A 19,622-nucleotide genomic window follows, 5' to 3' on the forward strand; every position below is an offset into this window, starting at 1 on the left:
TTCGCGCTAGATGTTCTTTTTCGGGTCTGGGGGCCGGCAAGAGATCGCCGGTGGAGGCGCGTTTAGGTCTTGTGCGCTTCCTGCCAGGCACGAGGGTCCTTGAGGAAGGTTTCGACACCGTCCAGCGTCTTGGCGTCGAAGGCATTTTGCGCCTTGGCCTCGGCCAAGACATCCCACCAGGTGCACAGGTAATGCAGTGCGACGCCGTGATCGCCCAGCGTCTTTTCCGTCTCGGGAAAGATGCCGTAGAAAAAGATCACCGCCGTGTGGCCGCAGGTGGCGCCAGTCTCGCGAATCGCATCCACGAAGGACAGCTTGGACCCGCCATCGGTGGTCAGATCCTCGACAAGAAGAACGCGCTGCCCCTCGGTCATCGCGCCTTCGATCCGGGCGTTGCGCCCGTAGCCCTTGGGCTTTTTCCGTACATAGGTCATTGGCAGGGCCATCCGCTCCGCCACCAGCGCGGCAAACGGGATGCCCGCGGTCTCGCCCCCTGCGATGTTGTCGAATGCCTCGAACCCGGCATTGCGCATGACCGTCACGGTCAGGAAGTCCATCAACGTCGATCGGATACGCGGAAAGGAGATGAGTTTTCTGCAATCAATATAGCTGGGCGATGGCAGGCCCGACGCCAGAGTATAGGGTTCGTCGGTGTTGAAGTTCACCGCGCCGATTTCAAGCAGCATCCGGGCGGTCAGGCGGGCGATTTCTTCGTTGGACGGGTATGAACTGGGGATCATGATAGTGCTCTTTCGATCTGTCAGGCGACGCGCCAATGAAGCGGAAAGCCGGGGTCGAAGACGGTTACGGGTCCTTCGCCGCTGTCGATATGATCGGGATAGACGACAGGATCGCCCTTGGTCAGGGTGATCGTCTCGTCGTTGACAGGCAGGCGATAGAAAGCCGGGCCGTGGAGCGCGGCGAACCCTTCCAGACGGTCGAGGGCATTTCTGCTCTCGAACACCTCGGCCAAAACGCTCATACAGTTGGTCGCCGTGAAGCAACCGGCGCAGCCACATGCGCTTTCCTTGTTGGCATCCGTATGCGGCGCACTATCCGTTCCGAGGAAAAAGCGCGCATCGCCGCCCGTGGCTGCGTCGACAAGGGCAAGGCGATGATCTTCGCGTTTCGCCACCGGAAGGCAGTAGTAATGCGGCTTGATACCACCAACGAGGATGTGGTTGCGGTTGATGACAAGATGGTGGGCGGTGATCGTTGCGCCAAGGCCCTCGTCATTCGCCATGACATAATTCACACCGTCTGCAGTGGTGATATGTTCCATCACGACGCGAAGCCCGGGCGTGGCGCGGCGGATCGGGTCAAGGACGCGGTCGATAAAGACGGCTTCGCGGTCAAAGATATCGATTTCGGTATCGGTTACCTCGCCATGCACGCAAAGCGGCAGGCCGATCTCGGCCATGCGTTCAAGCACGGCACGCACTTTGTCGAAGTCGCGAACACCGGAAGCCGAGTTGGTGGTCGCCCCGGCCGGGTAGAGCTTTACCGCCTTGACCAGCCCGCTTTGCGCAGCGGCGGCGACGTCGTCTGGATCGGTGTCCTCGGTCAGGTAGAGCGTCATCAACGGCTCGAAACCCATACCGTCGGGCAGGGCGGCAAGGATACGGTCGCGATAGGATGCGGCCTGGGCACCGGTCACCACGGGCGGCACGAGGTTGGGCATGATGATCGCGCGCGCAAAATGGCGCGCGGTTTCGGGCAGTACGGCCTCGAGCATTGCGCCATCGCGCAGATGCAGGTGCCAGTCGTCGGGGCGGCGCAGCGTCAGGGTCTGGGTCATGCGGACCCGCTAGCACAGGCCCCCCTGCCGGGAAAGAGCCATGCCGGTTCATCGGCCGATTTGATCGACGAAAAAGTGGAAAGCCTCAGCTACGGGCCGGCGGCGGAGGGGTAAAGGCGCCAGCCTTGGCCTTTTCTTCCAACTCTTCCAACCGCAAGCGGAGGCGGCGCAGCGGTAGCCGGGCGATCACATTGCGGCAGACCAGCATCGTCATATAGGGCCGATTTTGCTGGTCGAGACGCGCGACAACCATCTTGAGGTATTTCGGATAGGAACGGCGCGCACGATAAAGGCGGCTGAAGCTGCGAGGGTTCAGATTACCCGTGCCTGCAAGCGTCAGCAGCCGATAGAGTAGGTTCATGTCAAGCAGGCGCGATTGCAGCTCTCCGCCCATCATGCGCATCCGGAGCCGGGTGACGTTGGAGCGTGCGAAAAGCGTTGCGTGCATCGCGTCGAGCTGCTCATGCGGATCGTACAGCACGAACGCCTTCTCGGCAGCGTCCAGCATGTCGGGGGCATAGCCATAGCGGTCGGTGAACGATACGCGGCGCATTTCCGTGAAGCGGTCGTCCCATTCGGTCATGCGTGGATCAAGCGTGGCCTGCGGCTGCACGGCGACAACGGTCGCACCAGGCGCGGCAACTGAAAATGCTGCCGCCGCATAGCCGCAGGGGCCCGCGCCGTAAAACACGACATGGTCGAAATCCTCGAAAAAACCGTCATCGACCAGCCGGTCGAAGAACCCGTAAACCTTCGCGTCGCGAAACCAGGTGTCACCGTCGGAGATGATGCAAAGATGTGACCAGCCCTGCGCCTTCACCAGTTCAAAGCCGAATGGTTGCTGTGTTTCGGACATGGCCCGGATGCCCTGGATGGTCTCGAATGTCACGATGAGCGTGCTGTCTCGATCAATGAAGGTCGCGAAATGCTGCTCGCCAAGGATCTGCGCCATTCCTTCAGCCTCGGCCTGGGCAATCAGCTTCTCCTTCCAGACACCGACGCGGTATCCGGCGATCGAATCGTCTAGGCTGTTCTGCGCGTCCTGCATGTATCGATCCTCGTTTCCATCCACTCGACGGGACGGTTTCGAGGTTCGGTTCTAGGCGGCAAATACGGCCAAATTGGGTAAAACTCAGGCCGGTTTCGGGTCGTTCTCGCGGCCCGCTTCGCCGTTCGCCCGACCGAGGGCAGCATAGCGCATAAGGGTTTGGGCAGAACGTGCATCGACCGGGCGCGATGGGGGCGTCATCATCAGGCGTGCAAACAGGGCGCGAAACGGCTCTTGCGTCATCAGTGTTTCGAACCGTGCCTTGCGCCATCCAACTGCCGCGGCGTGCAGGCGTGCGATTTCGGGATCTGCCATCAAATCGGCCCGCCGTTTGTCGCGCGCGGGCGAAAATCGCAGGATGCTGCGGTCTTCGTGCGTGTTGAAGTTCCGTTCGACCCAGTAATCGACGTCAAGCATGTGATCGGAATGAACCGCGCGACCACGATCCGCCTTGAGTACAAAGCTTTCCATCGCGCCGAGGGGATAGTGATTGAGCTGAGCAAGTCCGAAATTCTCGCGCCCGAAGGGCGAGAAAATCCGCCGCTCGCGGAATTGCGGATCAAGCTCCCGGCCGTGACCGTCGAACCAACGCGCAGCCTCCACCCGATCGGAAACAAGCTGCCGGGGTCGATGTACACCCGGTTTGCGATATGTGCCGTCGTTGCGATAAAGGGTTTTGAACATCGCGGCGCGCCAAGGCCAATATACTAATTCGGGTGCGCAACGGGTGAAGTTTTCCAGGACCGGCGCATCCTCGAACCGCAACTTGCCCGCATTTCCGAAGAGCCGCCACGTAAGTGTGATTGCAGTGGCATCAGGCAAAGCCTCGAGAAGGTCTGCAACACTTCCTTCTCCTGCATGAATATTGACGAATTCGTCGATATCCAGTGGCAATATCCAGTCAGCCTTGCGAATGGCCGGATGCTTGGCCGCGAGGTTCAGTCCGGTGAACTGGATGCCGCGCTTGTCGTGAGGACCATTATTGCGAATGTGATGGACCTGCCCGAGCGCCTGCAGCCGATCCAGCATCGTATCGGTCCCGTCGCGGCAATCGTTCGACAATACCACGAAATCGGTGAAGCCGATGGTCTGGTGATGAGCGAGCCATTCAAGCAGGAATGCGGCCTCGTCGCGCACCGTGAGAATTGCCGCGATGCGCAACTTGCTCACCAATCGCTACGAAAAACGGCGACCTTTCGGTCCGAGAAGCGCGGAAAGAAAACCAGTCCGCAGGAATGCAGATGAGAAAACACCCGGTCGATCCCTTCCTTGCCGACAAACTGGGGGTGCAGTTCGATGACCATGCCCCGCAGCCCCGACAGGTCGAGAAGCGGCAAAAGGTCGACTTCGGCCCCTTCGATATCGCACACCAGGATGGTCGGGGAAACCTTGTCGAAGCAGGATCGAGCGTCGAGGACTGGCACTTCGGTCAACTCAACCTCCTCGCTGTCATCGGCCATCGGGGCGAGCGAACTGTCAAGGATCCGTGGCCGCACATAGAAACCGGCGCTGCCTTCCGCCTCACCCAGGACACCGTGATGAACGGTGGCATTGGAGACCTCGTTTTCCGCGTGGACCCGCCGGATGTACGGGATCAGGCGGGGGTTCGCTTCAAACGCGTGAACAGAGCTCGCAGGTGTCTGGGTGGCGATCAACGTGGACATGAAACCGATTCCCGCTCCCAGTTCCATCACGACATCGTCCTTGCCGATGAGTTTCAATGCGGCTTCGGCTTCTCGGTGTTCATAGCTGTTGCTTCGCAGCGCCTTGCGCAGGCGCCATGGTATCAGCCCAGCCTCAAGCGGAAAGCGGATACCGCGAGACGTGATGAAACGCTCCTGGCTTTCCGGTTGCTGGACGCGAGGTGCGGGCATGTCCTCAGCTCTCCACATCAAGGGCGAGCGCATAAGCGACCCGTTCGGTCTCGGTCAGTTTGATCTTCAAGGCCTCTCGATAAAGATCCTCGAATTCCGGCATGGCATGCAGTTCTTCTGCCTTGGCACGGTGCCAGGCGACACCGGTGTCATGCCATTTTCTCAGCGTTTCATCCTGCATGAGGCGGTCATACTCCGCGCGCAGTCGTGGGAGGTTTCGCTTGATCGTGATGTCGCGGTAATCGCCCCAATCCATCCGGATCCAGTAATTGAGGCCGATGGAGCGGTCGACATGTAGTGCGCGGCCCCTTTGCCGCTTGATAAGGAAGCTTTCCGCGCTGCGCAGAGCGTAGTGGTTCAATTGGAGAAGATCATAGCCAATGGACTTCTTCGAACTCCGCCATCCCTTCTCGGCTGCTTCGCCGGTCATGTCGCGGCCCGAACCGTTCACCCAGCGGACCTTTTCCCGAAACTCCCCGCCAAGCTTGTTGGGCCTATGGCAGGATAGCTTGGCATAGGCGCCGATGTTGCGGAACATCGTCTTGAAACCCCAAACAGTGTGCGGCTTGGGGCAGTATTTCGGCGCACAGGTGTCGAACTGGTCAATCACGAAGTCGTCCGCCAACCGCGTCACGCCGTTATGGCCGAACAACCGCCAGGTCATTGCCACGTTGGTCGCGTCCGGAACATGGGCGAAAAAATCGTCAAGCGTGCCATTGCCACAGCGCACATTGATGAACTCGTCGACATCTATGTGGATGATCCAGTCCGACTGCGTGACGACCCGTTCCTTCATTGCCTGGTTGAGCGCGTATTGCTGGGGGCTGTTGCCCTTCCAATTGTCGTTGTTGCGATGCTGAAGAACGCCCAGTTCCTGCAACCGGTCGAGGATTTCCGAAGTACCGTCAGAACAATCGTTGGTATAGATCAGGAAATTGTCCACACCGATGGCACGGTGATACGCGACCCATTCCACAATATAGGGCGCTTCGTTCTTCATGCAGCCGACGATGACGTTGCCGGCGCGTCCGTTGGGCAGAACACGTGGCGGAGCAGGTGTGTATGCCGCGGCAAGCTGTTCCTCGTCGACCGCACCAATCTTGTTATGCGGCGCGTAAGAGGTTGTTCGAAGCGACTCGAATTTCTGGACCGCAAGCGGAGGAAGTATCGCACGCGCAGTCTCACTCAACCCGTCGGCCGGTTCGGGCTGAGGAGGGGTGACCTTGGGTGGGGCGGCCACCCCGAAACGGCTGGCAATCTCAGCGGCCCGTGCTGCGTATTTCTCTTTGCTGGCTTTCTCGATACGGAACCGGGCCGCCAAAAGGTATTGCGACGCGCGAAAGCCGCGATCGGGGTCCGCCTCCTGCCAATCGGACGCGCTCGGTGGCACGTCGAACAGGGCGGGGGCGATGCCATGAGCCTCGGCCAGCTTCACGTTCTGAGCATGAAAACGTCGGGACACTGACCAAAGGTCGGTCGGTCTCGTGGGTGCACCGGGAATGGCCATTTCGGACAGAAGGGCGCGCCACAACTGACGCGGGACATGGCGTTTACCGTCAGAGAGATAGCGTAACAGGATCTCGTTGAAACGCCGCATGCGCGAAAGCGTCGCCTCCGACGGTTGCGGACCGTCTTCCACGGGATCGGCACGCCCAATGGTATCTTCAATCCCAAACGCCTTGCGTATCTCTTCGACGATATCGGTCGCTGCAAACCGTGTAGGCTCGAAGCCGCGCAGATGTACCTTGTTGGCGCCGAATACCGTGGCCCAGGCCTTTTCAAGCGCCTCATAATCCAGCCAGAATGCCGGACCTTGCGTTTCCTCGAACTGGCCTGTCATGGGAGAGATCCGTGGCATCAGATCCAGCGCAGCAGTCCACCAGTCGGACGCGTCCAACAACGAAAGCTCCTGCGACAATGACCGCGCGCGCCCTTCGGCCAGCTGCCGTGCGTAGTGGCCGCACATCATCGCCGCAGGTTCCCCGAGATAGGTCACGACGCGAATGTCGTCCGAGAATGTCGCGAGCAGATCCCGGAGGCGCGCCATTTCGGATTGGCGGTGAACCGACGCGGCCAATTGTGCGGCTGACAGGATAAGCGTATGCGGTCGCGCGGCGTCGATCTCCTTGGCCAGCCCCTCTTTCAATCCGTCGAATAGGCGCTTCTGCGCGGCGGGATCGGCAAAGCCGCGATTGAAACGGAGCACATCGACGTGGTCGGGGTCGGTTACGGCCATGAATAGCCGCGTGTGGTTTCCGCCGCCTGGGCTGCGCGGAAACAAGACACCCTTGCCGCGCAACTGTTCGCGTTTGTCGCCCAACACCTGTTGAATGCGTCGGGCGCCGGCAGCCTCGGGTCCGATATGCAGATAGATCCGCATCAGTTCAGTCGGCCCTCCTGTGCAGCATGGGTTAACCCTGACACGCCAGGAGTTTCCGGGTTTGGATTGGCGGTACCCCACCATTTGACCTCGATGCCGAGAAATTCCGCGATCTCTGCCGGTGCGTCGGGATCACGAATGTCATAGGCAAGAAAATCGCGGCGTCCCTTGAAAACCTGTCGGCAGAACCGCTCATGCCCCTCGACCCAGCGGATCAACTCTTCCCGTGTTTGTCCGAAACCGGATGGCAGGCCGGGCACCGACAGGCGGGGCAGGCGTTGCGTGCCGAGGTTGGTCCAGCGCATCATGCTGTCGACGTGATCGGCGGCGTTGCGATAGCTGAGGATGAAACGCGTGCCGGGGTGGCGTTCGGCGATGGTCGAGATCAACCCCCAATCGGTCTGGGGCCAGCGGTTGAGGTCGGGTCGGGCAAGGCTGATCTCGGAAAACGCATCGAATTCGCCAAGGTGAAAAAGCGGATCGCCATATTCGAAATATCCGCGATACATCAGGTCTCCGACGAATTGGCCGGCCACGGACGGATCGCGCGACTGTCCTTTCCGCACCTTCCAGTCGGCGGTCTTGAGCCCCGACAGGCGCAACGCCTTGCCCAACGTGGTTGTGCCCGATTTTGGCAGGCCGAGATTTACGACACGCAGACGTTTCATGATGCGATCCCCAGTTCACTCAGCAGTTCGATTTCCGCGGGCGGCAAGGTCGGGGCCGTCCGCAGATGTTCCTGCATGTCGCGATACTGCGGTTTCGTTAGCAATTCGTCTCTCTTTGCGCGGTGAAGGCGCACGGCTTCTGCATGGAGCTGGCCGATTTCGGGGTCTGATTTCAGCTCTGCCAGCGCGGATTGGAGTCTGGGCAGGTAGCGCCCGATGGACAGATCCTGCCAGGCCGGGTCGTTTCTTTCGCGCCAGTAACTGTCGTCAAAGGCGCGGTTCTCGCGGTTCACATCGCCCCGGTCATTCTTGACCAGATAGCTGTCGAGCGATCGAAGCGCATAATGGTTGAGGGTCGCGAAGGCGCGCGCGCCATGTGCTGGAAACTTGCGGATGCGCCGGGGGTTTGCCGCGACAAGAAACCGGTGTGGAACGTCGCGGCCTGATCCATCCGTCCAGCGCGGTCTTTTGCGTGGTGCAAGCTTGGACCGAAAGAAAGGCCGATGTGCGCCATAGTACTGAAGCGGAAAGTCGCGCCGTACCAGCGATTTGACCTCGATCGCGCTGTCACCGTTCCATAGGTCCGGATTGTGGGACCGGGTGAATTGCTCGATGACTGGCCGGTCTTCGAACGTGTCGACGCCGTCGTTGGCGAAGAACTGGAAATGAACGGAAATTGCCTGAGGATCACCGCAGGCCTCTATCAGTGCCGGAATTGTGTGATCGCCGACATGTATATTCAGAAACTCATCGACATCCGCGACCCAGACCCAATCGGCATCGCTGACTTCGGGTTGGTTGCGCGCATCTTTGAGCGCCTCCATCTGGTAATTGCGACCCTCGGCCGGGTTGGGCAGGTGCCGCACCAAGCCCCGGGCCTGCAGGGCATCCAGCAGACGGTCGGTCGCGTCCGAGCAATCGTTGGAATAGAACAGGAAATGGGTCACCCCCAACAGCTTGTTGAAAGCAATCCATTCCAGAACGAAGGGTCCCTCGTTCTTGACGCAGGTAACCGCGGTGATCCGCATCGCCCGTTCTTTGCCGCCCCTTGCTGACTGCCCGCCCCGTTTGCCGGGGCACCGCCGTTGTGGCCCGGCGGCCTGACCGATTTATCTTGCATAATTCATGACAGTTCGGCCGGACTCCGTCAACATTTGCGGCCAAGGGCTTGCCGGTGGCGGTTGACGAACTTGCCGTTGCGTGACCTGTTAGAGACGCCAAGAGGAGAAGCAATGACCAAGCCGGGATCGATCGACGCCGTCCAGCAGATGCTGAGTGATCAGGGATATGTTTGCGGACGGGCACTCGCCACGGTCGTGTTCCTGTCGCTGCGGTTGGGCCGACCGCTCTTCCTTGAGGGCGAGGCCGGTGTCGGCAAGACCGAGATTGCCAAGGCGCTGTCCGCCGCTCTTGGCCGGCGTCTGATCAGGCTCCAATGCTACGAGGGGCTTGATGCGTCCTCGGCGGTCTACGAGTGGAACTTTCCCGCGCAGATGGTTGCAATCCGCACGGCCGAGGCCGAAGGAAATGCAGATCGGGACGATCTGCAACGCGAGCTTTTTGGACCCGACTACCTCATCGAAAGGCCGCTGCTGCAGGCCATGCGGGCCGACGAAAACGGCGCTCCGGTCCTGCTGATCGATGAACTCGACCGTACGGACGAGCCTTTCGAAGCGTTCCTGCTCGAGGCGCTGTCGGATTTTCAGGTCACGATCCCCGAACTGGGAACCGTGAAGGCGCCCGAGCCTCCGATCGTCATCCTGACCTCGAACCGGACACGCGAAGTTCACGATGCGCTTAAGCGGCGGTGCCTTTATCATTGGGTCGACTACCCCGATTTTGCGCGCGAGCTTGAAATCGTCCATGCCCGCGCGCCCGAAGCAGCCGAAACCCTCAGCCGCGAGGTGGTGGCCTTCGTGCAGCAATTGCGCACCGAAGACCTGTTCAAAAAGCCAGGCGTCGCCGAAACGATCGACTGGGCAAAATGCCTGCTGGCGCTCGACGTCATCGACCTGAGCCCCGAGGTGATCGCCGATACGCTGGGCGCGATCCTGAAATACCAGGACGATATCCAGAAGCTGCAAGGGTCCGAGGCGAAACGCATTCTCGATCAGGCCCGGGCGGCGCTGGAGCCGGCGTGATGCGCCGCCGTATCTCGCGAAACCTGGGGGCATGGGGGCCTCGCCCCTGTGAGCTGTGATGCCGGAATACGCTCCGCTCGATCTGCCAGAGAACCCGAAACTTACTCATAACATCCTGCATTTCGCTCGTGCGCTGCGCAAAGGTGGCCTGCCGGTTGGAACGGGTCGCGTCGTGGATGCGATCAGGGCGGTCGAAGCCGCGGGATTTACCGACAAGCGCGATTTCTACTGGGTCTTGCATGCCTGTTTCGTGAACCGGCCGGAACACCGGGCGATCTTTGCCCAGATTTTCCGTCTTTACTGGCGCGACCCCCGGTATCTCGAGCACATGATGTCGATGATGCTTCCGGCGGTGCGCGGTGTGCAAGAGGATCGGACGGCGAAACCCGCCGAGAAACGTGCAGCCGAGGCCTTGCTGGATGGTGCCGACCGCGACGTTCCGAACCAGACGACCGAGGAGGATGAAGACGGCACCGAGATCGAGGTCGACGCAACGCTGACAATGTCCGGTGAAGAGAGATTGCGCACGCTCGATTTCGAACAGATGAGCACCGAGGAGGTTGCGCAGGCCAAGCGGATGCTGGCGCGATTGACGCTTCCGGTCAAACCCATCGCCTCGCGGCGGCGGCAGGCAAGTCACCTCGGCCATCGCATCGACCGTGGCCGTACCCTGCGCGCGGCGATGAAACAGGGGGGTGAGCTGCATTCCCTGGCTCGGGTCAAACCGCGAGATCGCTGGCCGAACCTTGTCGTGCTTTGCGATATCTCAGGATCGATGAGCCAGTACAGCCGCATCATCCTGCATTTCTTGCATGCCGTGTCGAATGCGAAGGGGGCAGGTTGGGCCAAGGTGCACGCCTTTACTTTTGGAACACGCCTGACAAATATCACCCGCCACTTGGCAACGCGGGATGTGGATGCGGCACTTGCGGCAGCAGGGGCCGAAGCGCAGGATTGGGAGGGTGGCACGCGTATCGGTGACTGCCTGCATGCGTTCAACCGCGATTGGTCGCGTCGCGTGATGGGGCAGGGGGCCGTCGTTTTGCTGATCACTGACGGGCTTGACCGGGACGATCCCGAACCGCTGGCACGGGAAATGGAGCGTCTGCGCCTGTCGGCACGCCGTCTCATCTGGCTCAATCCGCTGCTGCGCTGGGACGGGTTCGCACCCAAGGCCCGCGGCATCACGGCCATGCTTCCCCATGTCGACAGCTTTCGGGCCGGGCACTCCATCGCCTCGCTCGAGGATCTCGCACGCGTCATCTCGCGCCCGGACGACATGGGCGAGAAGACACGCCTCTTGGCCATGATCGAGCGATGATCCGCCGGTTTCAAAGGGTGGTGCAACCTGACGTCGCAGCTATGCGTTGACTGTCTGAATAGCCGCCCGTTTCTGGGTGGGGAAAGGACAGATGGCCATGAAAAACTTTCTTAGATCCAGTACCGCAGTGATGACGGCCCTCGCCATGACTCTTCCGCAAGTCGCGAACGCTCAACGCGACTCCGAAAGCGGCCCGCGTTTGCCGGCCGATGTGCAGGCAGCGCAGGACGAGGCGCAACGTGCCGCCGAGGCAGAGGCAGCCCGTCAGGCTCAGGAGGCCGAAGCGGCGCGCCAGGCTGCCGAGGCAGAGGCCGCCCGTCAGGCTCAGGAGGCCGAAGCGGCGCGCCAGGCTGCCGAGGCAGAGGCCGCCCGTCAGGCTCAGGAGGCCGAAGCGGCGCGCCAGGCCGCCGAGGCAGAGGCCGCCCGTCAGGCTCAGGAGGCGGACGCCGCGCGCCAAGCCGCCGAGGCAGAGGCCGCCCGTCAGGCTCAGGAGGCGGAGGCTGCGCGCCAGGCTGCCGAGGCTGAGGCCGCCCGTCAGGCTCAGGAGGCGGAAGCCGCACGTCAAGCCGCAGAAGCAGAGGAGGCGCGCCGCGCGCAACGACAGCGTGAAGTGGAACAGCAGGCCGGGCAGTCCGAAGGCGGACCTCGTTTGCCTGCCGATGTGCAGGCCGCACAAGACCAACAGGCGGCGGAACAACAGCAAAAGCTTCAAGATGATCTGAAGCGCGTTCAGCAAGAGGCTGAGGCCAGCGCTGCACGCGAGGCCGAGGCGCAGAAACGGGCCGAGGCACTGGAGCGCGAGCTTGAACGGGTCCGGACCAAAGATGCAGACGAGGCCCCGCAACTCGACAGCACGCAACAGGCACGCAGGGCGGAGAGGCTGTCGCAAGAGGCCGAGGCCGCAGAGGCGCTGACCGGACGGGAAGGCAAAAGGGTTCGTCGGCAGATCGAGCGTGACCAGGTTCGGCGCTCGAACGAAGAGTTCGACACGCAGGTCAATGCGGCGGCCAACCCGCCAGCGGCAAGTGGCGATGATGGCATTTCGGATTTCGGTAAAGCCGCGCTGGTCGGTATTGGCGCGCTGGCCATCAACCAGTTGCTGCGTGGTGGCGAAGAGGTCGTGACCCAATCCGATGATCGGCTTGTCGTCCGCGGCGATGAAGGCCTGCGCGTGATCAAGGATGACAACCAGCTTCTCTACCGCCCCGGCAGCAATGTCGATACCGAGACCTTCTCGGACGGGTCCACCCGCACCTTCGTCAGCCAACCCGATGGTAGCGAGGTCGTGACCATCCGTGCCGCCGACGGCCGTGTGCTGCGGCGCTCGCGCCTGCTGCCCGGCGGGCAAGAGGTGGTTCTGTTCGACGATACGAAACCGGTGCAGCCTGTGGAGGTTTCGCAATTGCCGCGAGCGCAGATGCGCGAATTTTCCTACGAAGGGCAAGCCAGCGGCGACGAGTTGCGCCGAGCGATTCTCGACATGCAAGGTTCCGAGATCGACAGAAACTTCTCGTTGTCTCAGATCCGCTATATCGACGACGTTCGGCAGTTGGTTCCCGAGATCTCGGTCAATAACGTGAGGTTCGACACCAACTCGGCGGCGATCCGGCCAGACCAGGCACGCGATCTTGCTGAACTGGGGTATGCCATGCGCGAGGCCATCGAGAAAAACCCGGCCGAAGTCTTCCTTGTCGAAGGGCATACCGACGCGACCGGAACCGCGGGTTACAACCTTGCCCTTTCGGACCGGCGTGCAGAAACGGTTGCGCTGGCCCTGACCGAGTATTTCAACGTGCCGCCGGCCAACATTGTGGTCCAGGGCTATGGCGAGTCGGTCCTGAAGGTGCCGACAACCAGTGCCGAACCCGCAAACCGCCGCGTCGCGGTGCGGCGCATCACGCCACTGCTGAACTGATGTACCCGCATCCGGCAAACAGCCGTCCCTGTAGTGGGGGCGGCTGTTTCCGTCGGTAACGTACCTGCCATTTGATCCATGTCATTCAATCAATGGAATGTGATTCGTATTCTTTCGTTGGAATGTAAACGAAAGGATTGCCTGGATGCCTCTCAATTGGAAAATCGGAGGCTTGCTGCTGGGATTGGTGTTTTTCTCCGCTGTCCTGCTGGTCAAGCCCATCGGCGTTTCGACCCAATTCGTCATTCTCGACGGCATAGTGGGTGACGCCGTGAACCGTTCGCTCGTAACCGCAACGGATGACGGGTTCACGTCAACCAACGCCTATCTCGCCAAGTCTGACGGAAAATACGCCAAGGCGGTTGCGAACCCGCTCAACTACTCGTTTGTTTTCGTGCTTGCGATGATGCTGGGCGGATTCCTGTCTGCCCGGCTGCGCGGCGGGATCGACGCGGCCGAACGCGCCGTTCCGGCCCTGTGGCGTGCGAATTTCGGGGACGCGCAGTGGAAACGATACGCCGCGGCCTTTGTCGGAGGTTTCGTCGTCCTATACGGGGCGCGCCTCGCCGGCGGCTGCACCTCCGGTCACATGATGTCGGGCATGATGCAGACGGCGCTGTCTGGATATGTCTTCGCCGCCGGAGCCTTTGCCGCCGCCATTCCCGTTTCCCTGATGCTGTTTCGCAAGGAGGCCTGAGCCATGACCTCGATACTACTCGCCATCGTGATCGGCGCAGCCTTCGGAGCCGTGCTTGACCGGATCGGAGCATCGAACCCGAATTGGATCGGGCGAATGCTGAACCTTACCAACCTGCATCTGATGAAAACCATTCTGCTGGCCATCGGTATCGGGTCTGCGCTTATGTTCGGCGGCCAGATGCTTGGGCTTGTCGATGTGGGGCACATGTCGGTGAAGGCGGCCTATGCGGGCGTGTTCATCGGCGGCCTAATGCTGGGCGCTGGCTGGGCAGTGGCCGGGTACTGCCCGGGTACCGGCGTCGTCGCCGCGGCCAGTGGGCGCAAGGATGCACTGTTCTTCATCGCGGGCGGGCTGTTGGGAGCTGCCGCATACATGGTGACGTACCCGACATGGAAAGCCTCGGGCCTGCTCGACAGCTTTGCCGGAGGCAAGGTCACCCTAGGTACCGTTCCCAGTTCCAAATTCGATGGCCTGACCGCTCTGCCGGGGGATGTGCTTGGCCTTGTCCTGGGCCTCGCCTTCATCGTCATTGCTTTTGCCCTGCCCGACAATCTGGTCGGCAACCGGGCCATCGCGCAACCCGCCGAATAAGCGCGGCTCCCGATGCAGAATGGCGGTGCTGTCCTGCATCCTAGCGGCCCGATGATTTCGTGTTCCCATCGGGCCGCCTTTTTTCTTGCCATCCACATGTGCAATGCCCCCCTTGCCTCGACCGTTTCCCGCGCCATACTGCGCGGCGGGAGGATCGGATGGATCGTTTCGATAACAGCCCTGAAACAGCGCTTGCCTGGCACCGTGAGGGGCTCGGTGCCGCCTTGGCCACGGTCGTTGAGACCTGGGGCAGCGCTCCGCGTCGCGTGGGCGCACAACTTGCAATTGGCGGCGACGGCAGGATCGAAGGCTCTGTTTCCGGCGGTTGCGTCGAGGGTGCGGTAATCGTCGAGGCGCTGGAAGCCATTGAGGAGGGAGAGGCGCGCCTGCTCGAATTCGGTGTCAGCGATGAGGATGCCTTCGCCGTGGGCCTCGCCTGCGGCGGCACGATCCGGGTTCTGGTAGAGCCGATTGGCAGGGTTGTAACCGAGGCGATGCTGGCAGAGTTGGTCGAGGCCCGCGAAAGGCGCGAACCGCTGGCCTATGAGGTCAATCTCGACACCGGAGCGAGGGCGCTTTGGCGCGGGGCCTATCCCGAGCGCATGCGGATGGACCGGTCCGGGTTCGAAGAGGACGGCAAGACCTTCATAGCCGTGCACAATCCGCCCCTCCGCCTGATCGTCGTGGGCGCGGTCCATATCGCGCAGGCATTGGTCCCGATGGCCCGGATCGCGGGATACGACCCGATAGTCGTCGACCCGCGTGAGGCCTTTGCTTCGGAGGGGCGATTTCCCGGGGAACGCATCCTGCACGATTGGCCGGACGAGGCCGTGGCGCAGCTTGGTCTCGACACCCGAACGGCATTGGTGCTTCTGACGCATGACCCAAAGCTTGATGACCCTGCATTGGAGGCCGCGCTGAAAGCCGACGTTTTCTATATCGGTGCGCTGGGTTCGACCCGCACCCATGCCAAACGGGTTGCGCGGATGCAGGAGGCAGGATTCTCTGTGGAACAGATCGCGCGTATTCACGGGCCGATCGGGCTTGATATCGGCGCGGCGGGACCGGCCGAGATCGCCGTTGCTGTACTGGCACAAATGACGGCGGTCCTGCGGGGACGCGCGTGAAATTCGGCCCGGTTCCAATTGCCGAAGCCAAGGGGTGCATTCTTGCGCATTCGGTTCAGGTCGGTGCCCAAAAGCTCAAGAAGGGGCTTACGCTAGAGCCGGGGCACCTAGATCAGCTTTCAGGCGCGGGTCTGACGGAGGTGATCGTCGCGCGGCTCGACCCGGACGACTTGCATGAAAACGATGCGGCAGAGCGTCTGGCCGCGGCGCTTTGCCCGGATCCGGCTGCGGTGAACCTGAAGGCAATGAAACCCTTTACCGGACGTGTCAACCTGATCGCCGAGAGGGCAGGCGCGGCCTTGCTCGACACCGCTGCAATCGAGGCTTTCAATGCCGTGCACCCAATGATCACGGTCGCGACCGTTCCCCAGTATCAGCAGATGGGTGCAGGGGGAATGGTAGCCACGATCAAGGTCATTTCCTACGCGGTGCCAGGCAGCGATGTTGCCGCAGCCTGCTCTGCCGGAGCGGGCGCAATCGCGCTGGCCGCGCCCGCGTTTCGAACGGCGACGCTGATTGTCACCGAGATTCCCGGCGGACCGCCACATGAAAAGGGGATCGCGGCCATACGCAGCCGGATCGAGGCGCTGGGCATGGTGCTGACGGAGCCGCGTATTGTTCGGCATGAGGTCAGGGAGCTGGCGCAAGCCATTGGTGAGGCACCGGGCGAGATCGTTCTTGTCCTCACTGGCTCGGCGACATCGGACCCATTCGATGTGGCGCCTGAGGCATTGCGGCGTGCCGGGGGCAAGGTGGAACGGTTCGGCATGCCGGTCGACCCGGGCAACCTGCTGTTTCTGGGCAACCTCGGGGCGCGGCCCGTGATCGGCTTGCCGGGCTGCGCGCGCTCGCCAGCCCTGAACGGGGCGGACTGGGTGCTCGTGCGCGTTGCCTGCGGTATTCCCACCTCCGGCTCGGACATCGCCGGCATGGGGGTGGGTGGCCTGCTCAAGGAAATCCCGACCCGTCCGCAACCCCGGGCGGGCAAGCGTTAGCCCATTGCGAGGGCGGGGCAAGTCCCCGACCAGAAAGAAAACCTGTTCTCAAACGACAAAGCGCGTGCTTAACTCCGCGTCAAAGGGACATAATTCAAAGGGAGGACTTCATGACACAGGTCTCGATGACCGTGAACGGCAAATCCGTGAGCGGTGAGGTCGAGGGGCGGACGCTTCTCGTCAATTTCCTGCGCGACCAGCTTTCGCTGACCGGCACGCATGTCGGATGCGACACCGGCCAGTGCGGTGCCTGCATGGTCCATGTCGATGGCGAAGCGGTCAAATCCTGTAACATGCTGGCGCTCGAGGCGGACGGCGCCGAGGTGGCCACCATCGAGGGCCAGGCGAATGAGGACGGTTCGCTCAACACGATCCAGCAGGCGTTCCAGGACCATCACGGCCTTCAGTGCGGCTTTTGCACGCCCGGCATGGTGATGTCTGCCGCAGCGCTTCTGAAGGACAACCCCAAGCCGACCGAGGCCGAGATCCGGCACCATCTCGAGGGCAATATCTGCCGGTGCACGGGGTATCACAACATCGTCAAGGCAATCATGGCCGCCAGCGGTCAGGACGTGAGTGCCATCGCCGCCGAGTAATCGCGACGGACTTGTTTCTCAGGGAGGAGAACCAGCAATGCCCAAGGATCATGGGATCGGAGCCAGTTCCAAGCGCCGCGAGGACGTGCGCTTTCTGACTGGCGCCGGAAACTACACGGACGACATCAACATTCCCGGACAGGCCTATGTCCATTTCCTGCGCTCAGATATCGCGCACGGCACGATTAACGCCGTAAACAGCGATGCCGCTGCAACCATGCCCGGCGTGTTGCGGATCTTTACGGGGGCGGATTTCGAAGGGGTCGGCGGGCTGCCTTGCGGATGGCAGGTAACTGACAAGCACGGCCAGCCGATGCAGGAACCGGCGCATCCGGTGCTGGCACAGGGCAAGGTACGCCATGTCGGTGAAATCGTCGCAGCCGTGGTTGCCGAGACAGCCGAACAGGCTCGCGACGCGGCCGAAGCGATCGAACTCGACATCACCGAATTGCCCGCCGTGGTCGACATGAAAGCCGGGGTCGAGGACGGCGCGCCGAAGGTGCACGACGATCTGACCTCGAACCTTTGTTATGACTGGGGCTTCGTCGAAGAGAACAAAGGGGCCGTCGAAGAAGCCTTTCAACAGGCCGCGCATGTCACGACGCTTGAGCTGGTGAACAACCGTCTGGTCGCCAACCCGATGGAGCCGCGCGTGGCGATCGGCGACTACACCCGCCACAGCGACGAGTCGACGCTCTACACAACCAGCCAGAACCCGCATGTCATCCGTCTGCTCATGGGGGCCTTTGTCCTTGGCATTCCCGAGCACAAGCTGCGGGTCGTGGCCCCGGACGTGGGCGGCGGTTTCGGCACGAAGATCTTCCACTATGCCGAAGAAGCGTTTTGCACCTTCGCCGCAAAGGCGATGAAGCGTCCCGTGAAATGGACCTCGTCGCGGTCCGAGGCCTTTATCTCGGACGCGCATGGCCGCGATCACGTGACGAAGATCGAGTTGGCGCTGGATGGTGACAACAACTTCACCGCGTTGCGTACCGAAACCTACGCAAACATGGGCGCGTACCTGTCGACCTTTGCGCCCTCTGTGCCGACATGGCTTCACGGCACGCTGATGGCGGGGAACTACAAGACGCCGCTCATCTACGTGAACGTGAAGGCGGTTTTCACCAACACCGTGCCTGTCGATGCCTATCGCGGTGCTGGACGGCCGGAGGCGACCTTCCAGCTGGAGCGCGTCATCGACAAGGCCGCGCGCGAGCTGGGCGTCGATCCGATCGCCCTACGCCGCCAGAACTTCGTGACGGAATTCCCCTATGCGACGCCGGTGGCCGTGGAATACGACACGGGCGATTACAACGCGACGATGGACAAGCTCGAAGAGATCGCCGATCTCAAGGGTTTCGATGCCCGGCGCAAGGAAAGCGAAGCCAAGGGCAAGCTGCGCGGGCTGGGCATAAACTGCTACATCGAGGCTTGCGGTATCGCTCCGTCGAACCTTGTCGGCCAGCTTGGCGCGCGTGCCGGTCTGTATGAAAGTGCGACGGTGCGTGTGAATGCAACCGGCGGACTGGTCGTGATGACCGGATCGCACAGCCACGGACAGGGGCACGAGACATCCTTTCCGCAAGTGATCGCCGAGATGATCGGAATCGACGAGAACCAGGTCGAGATCGTTCATGGCGATACCGCCCGTACCCCGATGGGCATGGGCACATATGGCTCGCGCTCTCTGGCGGTCGGCGGCTCGGCCATGGTTCGCGCAACCGAGAAGATCATCAACAAGACCAAGAAGATTGCCGCGCACCTGATGGAGGCCTCGGAGGCCGATATCGAGCTGAAGGATGGCCAGTTCACAGTTGCTGGCACCGACAAGTCGGTGGCCTGGGGCGATGTCTGTCTGGCCGCCTATGTTCCGCATAACTACCCGCTTGAGGATATTGAGCCTGGCCTCGAAGAGACGGCGTTCTACGACCCGTCGAACTTCACCTATCCGGCGGGGGCTTATGCCTGCGAAGTCGAGGTCGATCCGGATACCGGCAAGGTCACGATCGAGCGTTTTGCGGCGGCCGACGATTTTGGCAATGTGGTCAACCCGATGATCGTGTCCGGCCAGGTTCATGGCGGGCTGGCACAGGGGATCGGTCAGGCGTTGCTGGAAGGGGCGGTTTACGACGACAACGGTCAGTTGCTGAGCGCGTCCTACATGGATTACGCAATGCCGCGCGCCGACGACGTGCCGTTCTACACGGTCGATCACTCCTGCCAGACACCCTGCACACACAATCCGCTGGGCGTGAAGGGATGCGGCGAGGCCGGTGCCATCGGATCACCGCCAGCCGTGGTCAACGCGGTGGTGGATGCGCTGCAATCTGCAGGAAAACCGGTGACCCATATCGACATGCCGTTGTCGCCGGGGCGCGTCTGGGCCGCGATGCAGGGATGATGGTGATGGGCGGCCGGGGGCGCTGCCCCCGGACCCCCGGGATATTTTCAGCAAGAGGAAAGGCAGG

Annotated in this window: 17 protein-coding genes; 9 read left to right on the forward strand and 8 right to left on the reverse strand. The window is 61.7% G+C overall.

Features of this window, described 5'->3' with window-relative positions; all coding sequences use genetic code 11:
* Window positions 1-62 precede the first annotated feature (62 nt).
* The 8 genes from ACFORG_RS19055 to ACFORG_RS19090 all read right to left on the reverse strand — a co-directional run bounded on the left by ACFORG_RS19055 (window position 63) and on the right by ACFORG_RS19090 (window position 8,796).
* Window positions 63-740: an orotate phosphoribosyltransferase gene (locus ACFORG_RS19055; protein ID WP_386737137.1), complete on the reverse strand. Its 678-nt coding sequence runs from the start codon at window positions 738-740 to the stop codon at window positions 63-65.
* Between the two features lie 20 nt (window positions 741-760).
* A complete protein-coding gene (gene pyrC / locus ACFORG_RS19060) occupies window positions 761-1,798 on the reverse strand; it encodes a dihydroorotase (RefSeq protein ID WP_386737138.1) in 1,038 nt (345 codons plus the stop codon).
* An 85-nt stretch (window positions 1,799-1,883) separates the two neighbouring features.
* The gene (locus ACFORG_RS19065; RefSeq protein WP_386737139.1) at window positions 1,884-2,846 is read right to left on the reverse strand and encodes a phosphoadenosine phosphosulfate reductase; all 963 of its coding nucleotides are present in this window, start codon (window positions 2,844-2,846) and stop codon (window positions 1,884-1,886) included.
* 84 nt (window positions 2,847-2,930) lie between these two features.
* Window positions 2,931-4,007 carry a glycosyltransferase family 2 protein gene (locus tag ACFORG_RS19070; protein WP_386737279.1) on the reverse strand — a complete coding sequence of 359 codons (1,077 nt, stop codon included), beginning with the start codon at window positions 4,005-4,007 and terminating at the stop codon, window positions 2,931-2,933.
* Window positions 4,008-4,012: 5 nt separating this feature from the next.
* On the reverse strand, window positions 4,013-4,720 hold the full coding sequence (locus ACFORG_RS19075; RefSeq protein ID WP_386737140.1) for an FkbM family methyltransferase: 708 nt from the start codon (window positions 4,718-4,720) through the stop codon (window positions 4,013-4,015).
* 4 nt (window positions 4,721-4,724) lie between these two features.
* A complete protein-coding gene (locus tag ACFORG_RS19080; RefSeq protein WP_386737141.1) occupies window positions 4,725-7,100 on the reverse strand; it encodes a glycosyltransferase family 2 protein in 2,376 nt (791 codons plus the stop codon).
* Window positions 7,100-7,768, reverse strand: a complete 669-nt coding sequence (locus ACFORG_RS19085; RefSeq protein ID WP_386737142.1) for a hypothetical protein — start codon at window positions 7,766-7,768, stop codon at window positions 7,100-7,102. Before ACFORG_RS19085 ends, ACFORG_RS19080 begins: the two co-directional genes overlap by 1 nt.
* A complete protein-coding gene (locus ACFORG_RS19090; protein WP_386737143.1) occupies window positions 7,765-8,796 on the reverse strand; it encodes a glycosyltransferase family 2 protein in 1,032 nt (343 codons plus the stop codon). Before ACFORG_RS19090 ends, ACFORG_RS19085 begins: the two co-directional genes overlap by 4 nt.
* Before the next feature lie 204 nt (window positions 8,797-9,000).
* Between ACFORG_RS19090 and ACFORG_RS19095 the strand changes: the two genes are divergently transcribed.
* The 9 genes from ACFORG_RS19095 (at window position 9,001) to ACFORG_RS19135 (ending at window position 19,555) form a co-directional block, all read left to right on the forward strand.
* Window positions 9,001-9,909: an AAA family ATPase gene (locus ACFORG_RS19095; RefSeq protein ID WP_386737144.1), complete on the forward strand. Its 909-nt coding sequence runs from the start codon at window positions 9,001-9,003 to the stop codon at window positions 9,907-9,909.
* A 58-nt stretch (window positions 9,910-9,967) separates the two neighbouring features.
* Complete coding sequence (locus ACFORG_RS19100; protein ID WP_386737145.1) at window positions 9,968-11,230, forward strand: vWA domain-containing protein; 1,263 nt, start codon at window positions 9,968-9,970, stop codon at window positions 11,228-11,230.
* Window positions 11,231-11,327: 97 nt separating this feature from the next.
* The gene (locus ACFORG_RS19105; protein ID WP_386737146.1) at window positions 11,328-13,145 is read left to right on the forward strand and encodes an OmpA family protein; all 1,818 of its coding nucleotides are present in this window, start codon (window positions 11,328-11,330) and stop codon (window positions 13,143-13,145) included.
* 145 nt (window positions 13,146-13,290) lie between these two features.
* Window positions 13,291-13,842, forward strand: coding sequence for a YeeE/YedE thiosulfate transporter family protein (locus tag ACFORG_RS19110; RefSeq protein WP_449284312.1), 552 nt, complete (start codon window positions 13,291-13,293; stop codon window positions 13,840-13,842).
* Between the two features lie 3 nt (window positions 13,843-13,845).
* Complete coding sequence (locus ACFORG_RS19115; protein WP_386737147.1) at window positions 13,846-14,436, forward strand: YeeE/YedE thiosulfate transporter family protein; 591 nt, start codon at window positions 13,846-13,848, stop codon at window positions 14,434-14,436.
* Between the two features lie 158 nt (window positions 14,437-14,594).
* Window positions 14,595-15,563 carry an XdhC family protein gene (locus ACFORG_RS19120; protein ID WP_386737148.1) on the forward strand — a complete coding sequence of 323 codons (969 nt, stop codon included), beginning with the start codon at window positions 14,595-14,597 and terminating at the stop codon, window positions 15,561-15,563.
* On the forward strand, window positions 15,560-16,558 hold the full coding sequence (locus tag ACFORG_RS19125; RefSeq protein ID WP_386737149.1) for a molybdopterin-binding protein: 999 nt from the start codon (window positions 15,560-15,562) through the stop codon (window positions 16,556-16,558). The genes ACFORG_RS19120 and ACFORG_RS19125 overlap by 4 nt, the downstream gene beginning before the upstream one ends.
* Window positions 16,559-16,668: 110 nt before the next feature.
* Entirely contained in the window at window positions 16,669-17,154 is a 486-nt protein-coding gene (locus tag ACFORG_RS19130) for a (2Fe-2S)-binding protein (RefSeq protein ID WP_386737150.1), read from the forward strand.
* A 37-nt stretch (window positions 17,155-17,191) separates the two neighbouring features.
* A complete protein-coding gene (locus ACFORG_RS19135) occupies window positions 17,192-19,555 on the forward strand; it encodes a xanthine dehydrogenase family protein molybdopterin-binding subunit (RefSeq protein ID WP_386737151.1) in 2,364 nt (787 codons plus the stop codon).
* Window positions 19,556-19,622: the final 67 nt, after the last annotated feature.

This window comes from Lutimaribacter marinistellae, assembly GCF_042648365.1.
Lineage (GTDB): Bacteria > Pseudomonadota > Alphaproteobacteria > Rhodobacterales > Rhodobacteraceae > Lutimaribacter_A > Lutimaribacter_A marinistellae.

Bases quoted from the DNA above. Each gene is read 5' to 3' on its own strand.
- ACFORG_RS19055 (WP_386737137.1), bottom strand. From the start codon at position 740: ATGATCCCCAGTTCATACCCGTCCAACGAAGAAATCGCCCGCCTGACC.
- pyrC (WP_386737138.1), bottom strand. From the start codon at position 1,798: ATGACCCAGACCCTGACGCTGCGCCGCCCCGACGACTGGCACCTGCAT.
- ACFORG_RS19065 (WP_386737139.1), bottom strand. From the start codon at position 2,846: ATGCAGGACGCGCAGAACAGCCTAGACGATTCGATCGCCGGATACCGC.
- ACFORG_RS19075 (WP_386737140.1), bottom strand. From the start codon at position 4,720: ATGCCCGCACCTCGCGTCCAGCAACCGGAAAGCCAGGAGCGTTTCATC.
- ACFORG_RS19080 (WP_386737141.1), bottom strand. From the start codon at position 7,100: ATGCGGATCTATCTGCATATCGGACCCGAGGCTGCCGGCGCCCGACGC.
- ACFORG_RS19085 (WP_386737142.1), bottom strand. From the start codon at position 7,768: ATGAAACGTCTGCGTGTCGTAAATCTCGGCCTGCCAAAATCGGGCACA.
- ACFORG_RS19090 (WP_386737143.1), bottom strand. From the start codon at position 8,796: ATGCGGATCACCGCGGTTACCTGCGTCAAGAACGAGGGACCCTTCGTT.
- ACFORG_RS19095 (WP_386737144.1), top strand. From the start codon at position 9,001: ATGACCAAGCCGGGATCGATCGACGCCGTCCAGCAGATGCTGAGTGAT.
- ACFORG_RS19100 (WP_386737145.1), top strand. From the start codon at position 9,968: ATGCCGGAATACGCTCCGCTCGATCTGCCAGAGAACCCGAAACTTACT.
- ACFORG_RS19105 (WP_386737146.1), top strand. From the start codon at position 11,328: ATGAAAAACTTTCTTAGATCCAGTACCGCAGTGATGACGGCCCTCGCC.
- ACFORG_RS19110 (WP_449284312.1), top strand. From the start codon at position 13,291: ATGCCTCTCAATTGGAAAATCGGAGGCTTGCTGCTGGGATTGGTGTTT.
- ACFORG_RS19115 (WP_386737147.1), top strand. From the start codon at position 13,846: ATGACCTCGATACTACTCGCCATCGTGATCGGCGCAGCCTTCGGAGCC.
- ACFORG_RS19120 (WP_386737148.1), top strand. From the start codon at position 14,595: ATGGATCGTTTCGATAACAGCCCTGAAACAGCGCTTGCCTGGCACCGT.
- ACFORG_RS19130 (WP_386737150.1), top strand. From the start codon at position 16,669: ATGACACAGGTCTCGATGACCGTGAACGGCAAATCCGTGAGCGGTGAG.
- ACFORG_RS19135 (WP_386737151.1), top strand. From the start codon at position 17,192: ATGCCCAAGGATCATGGGATCGGAGCCAGTTCCAAGCGCCGCGAGGAC.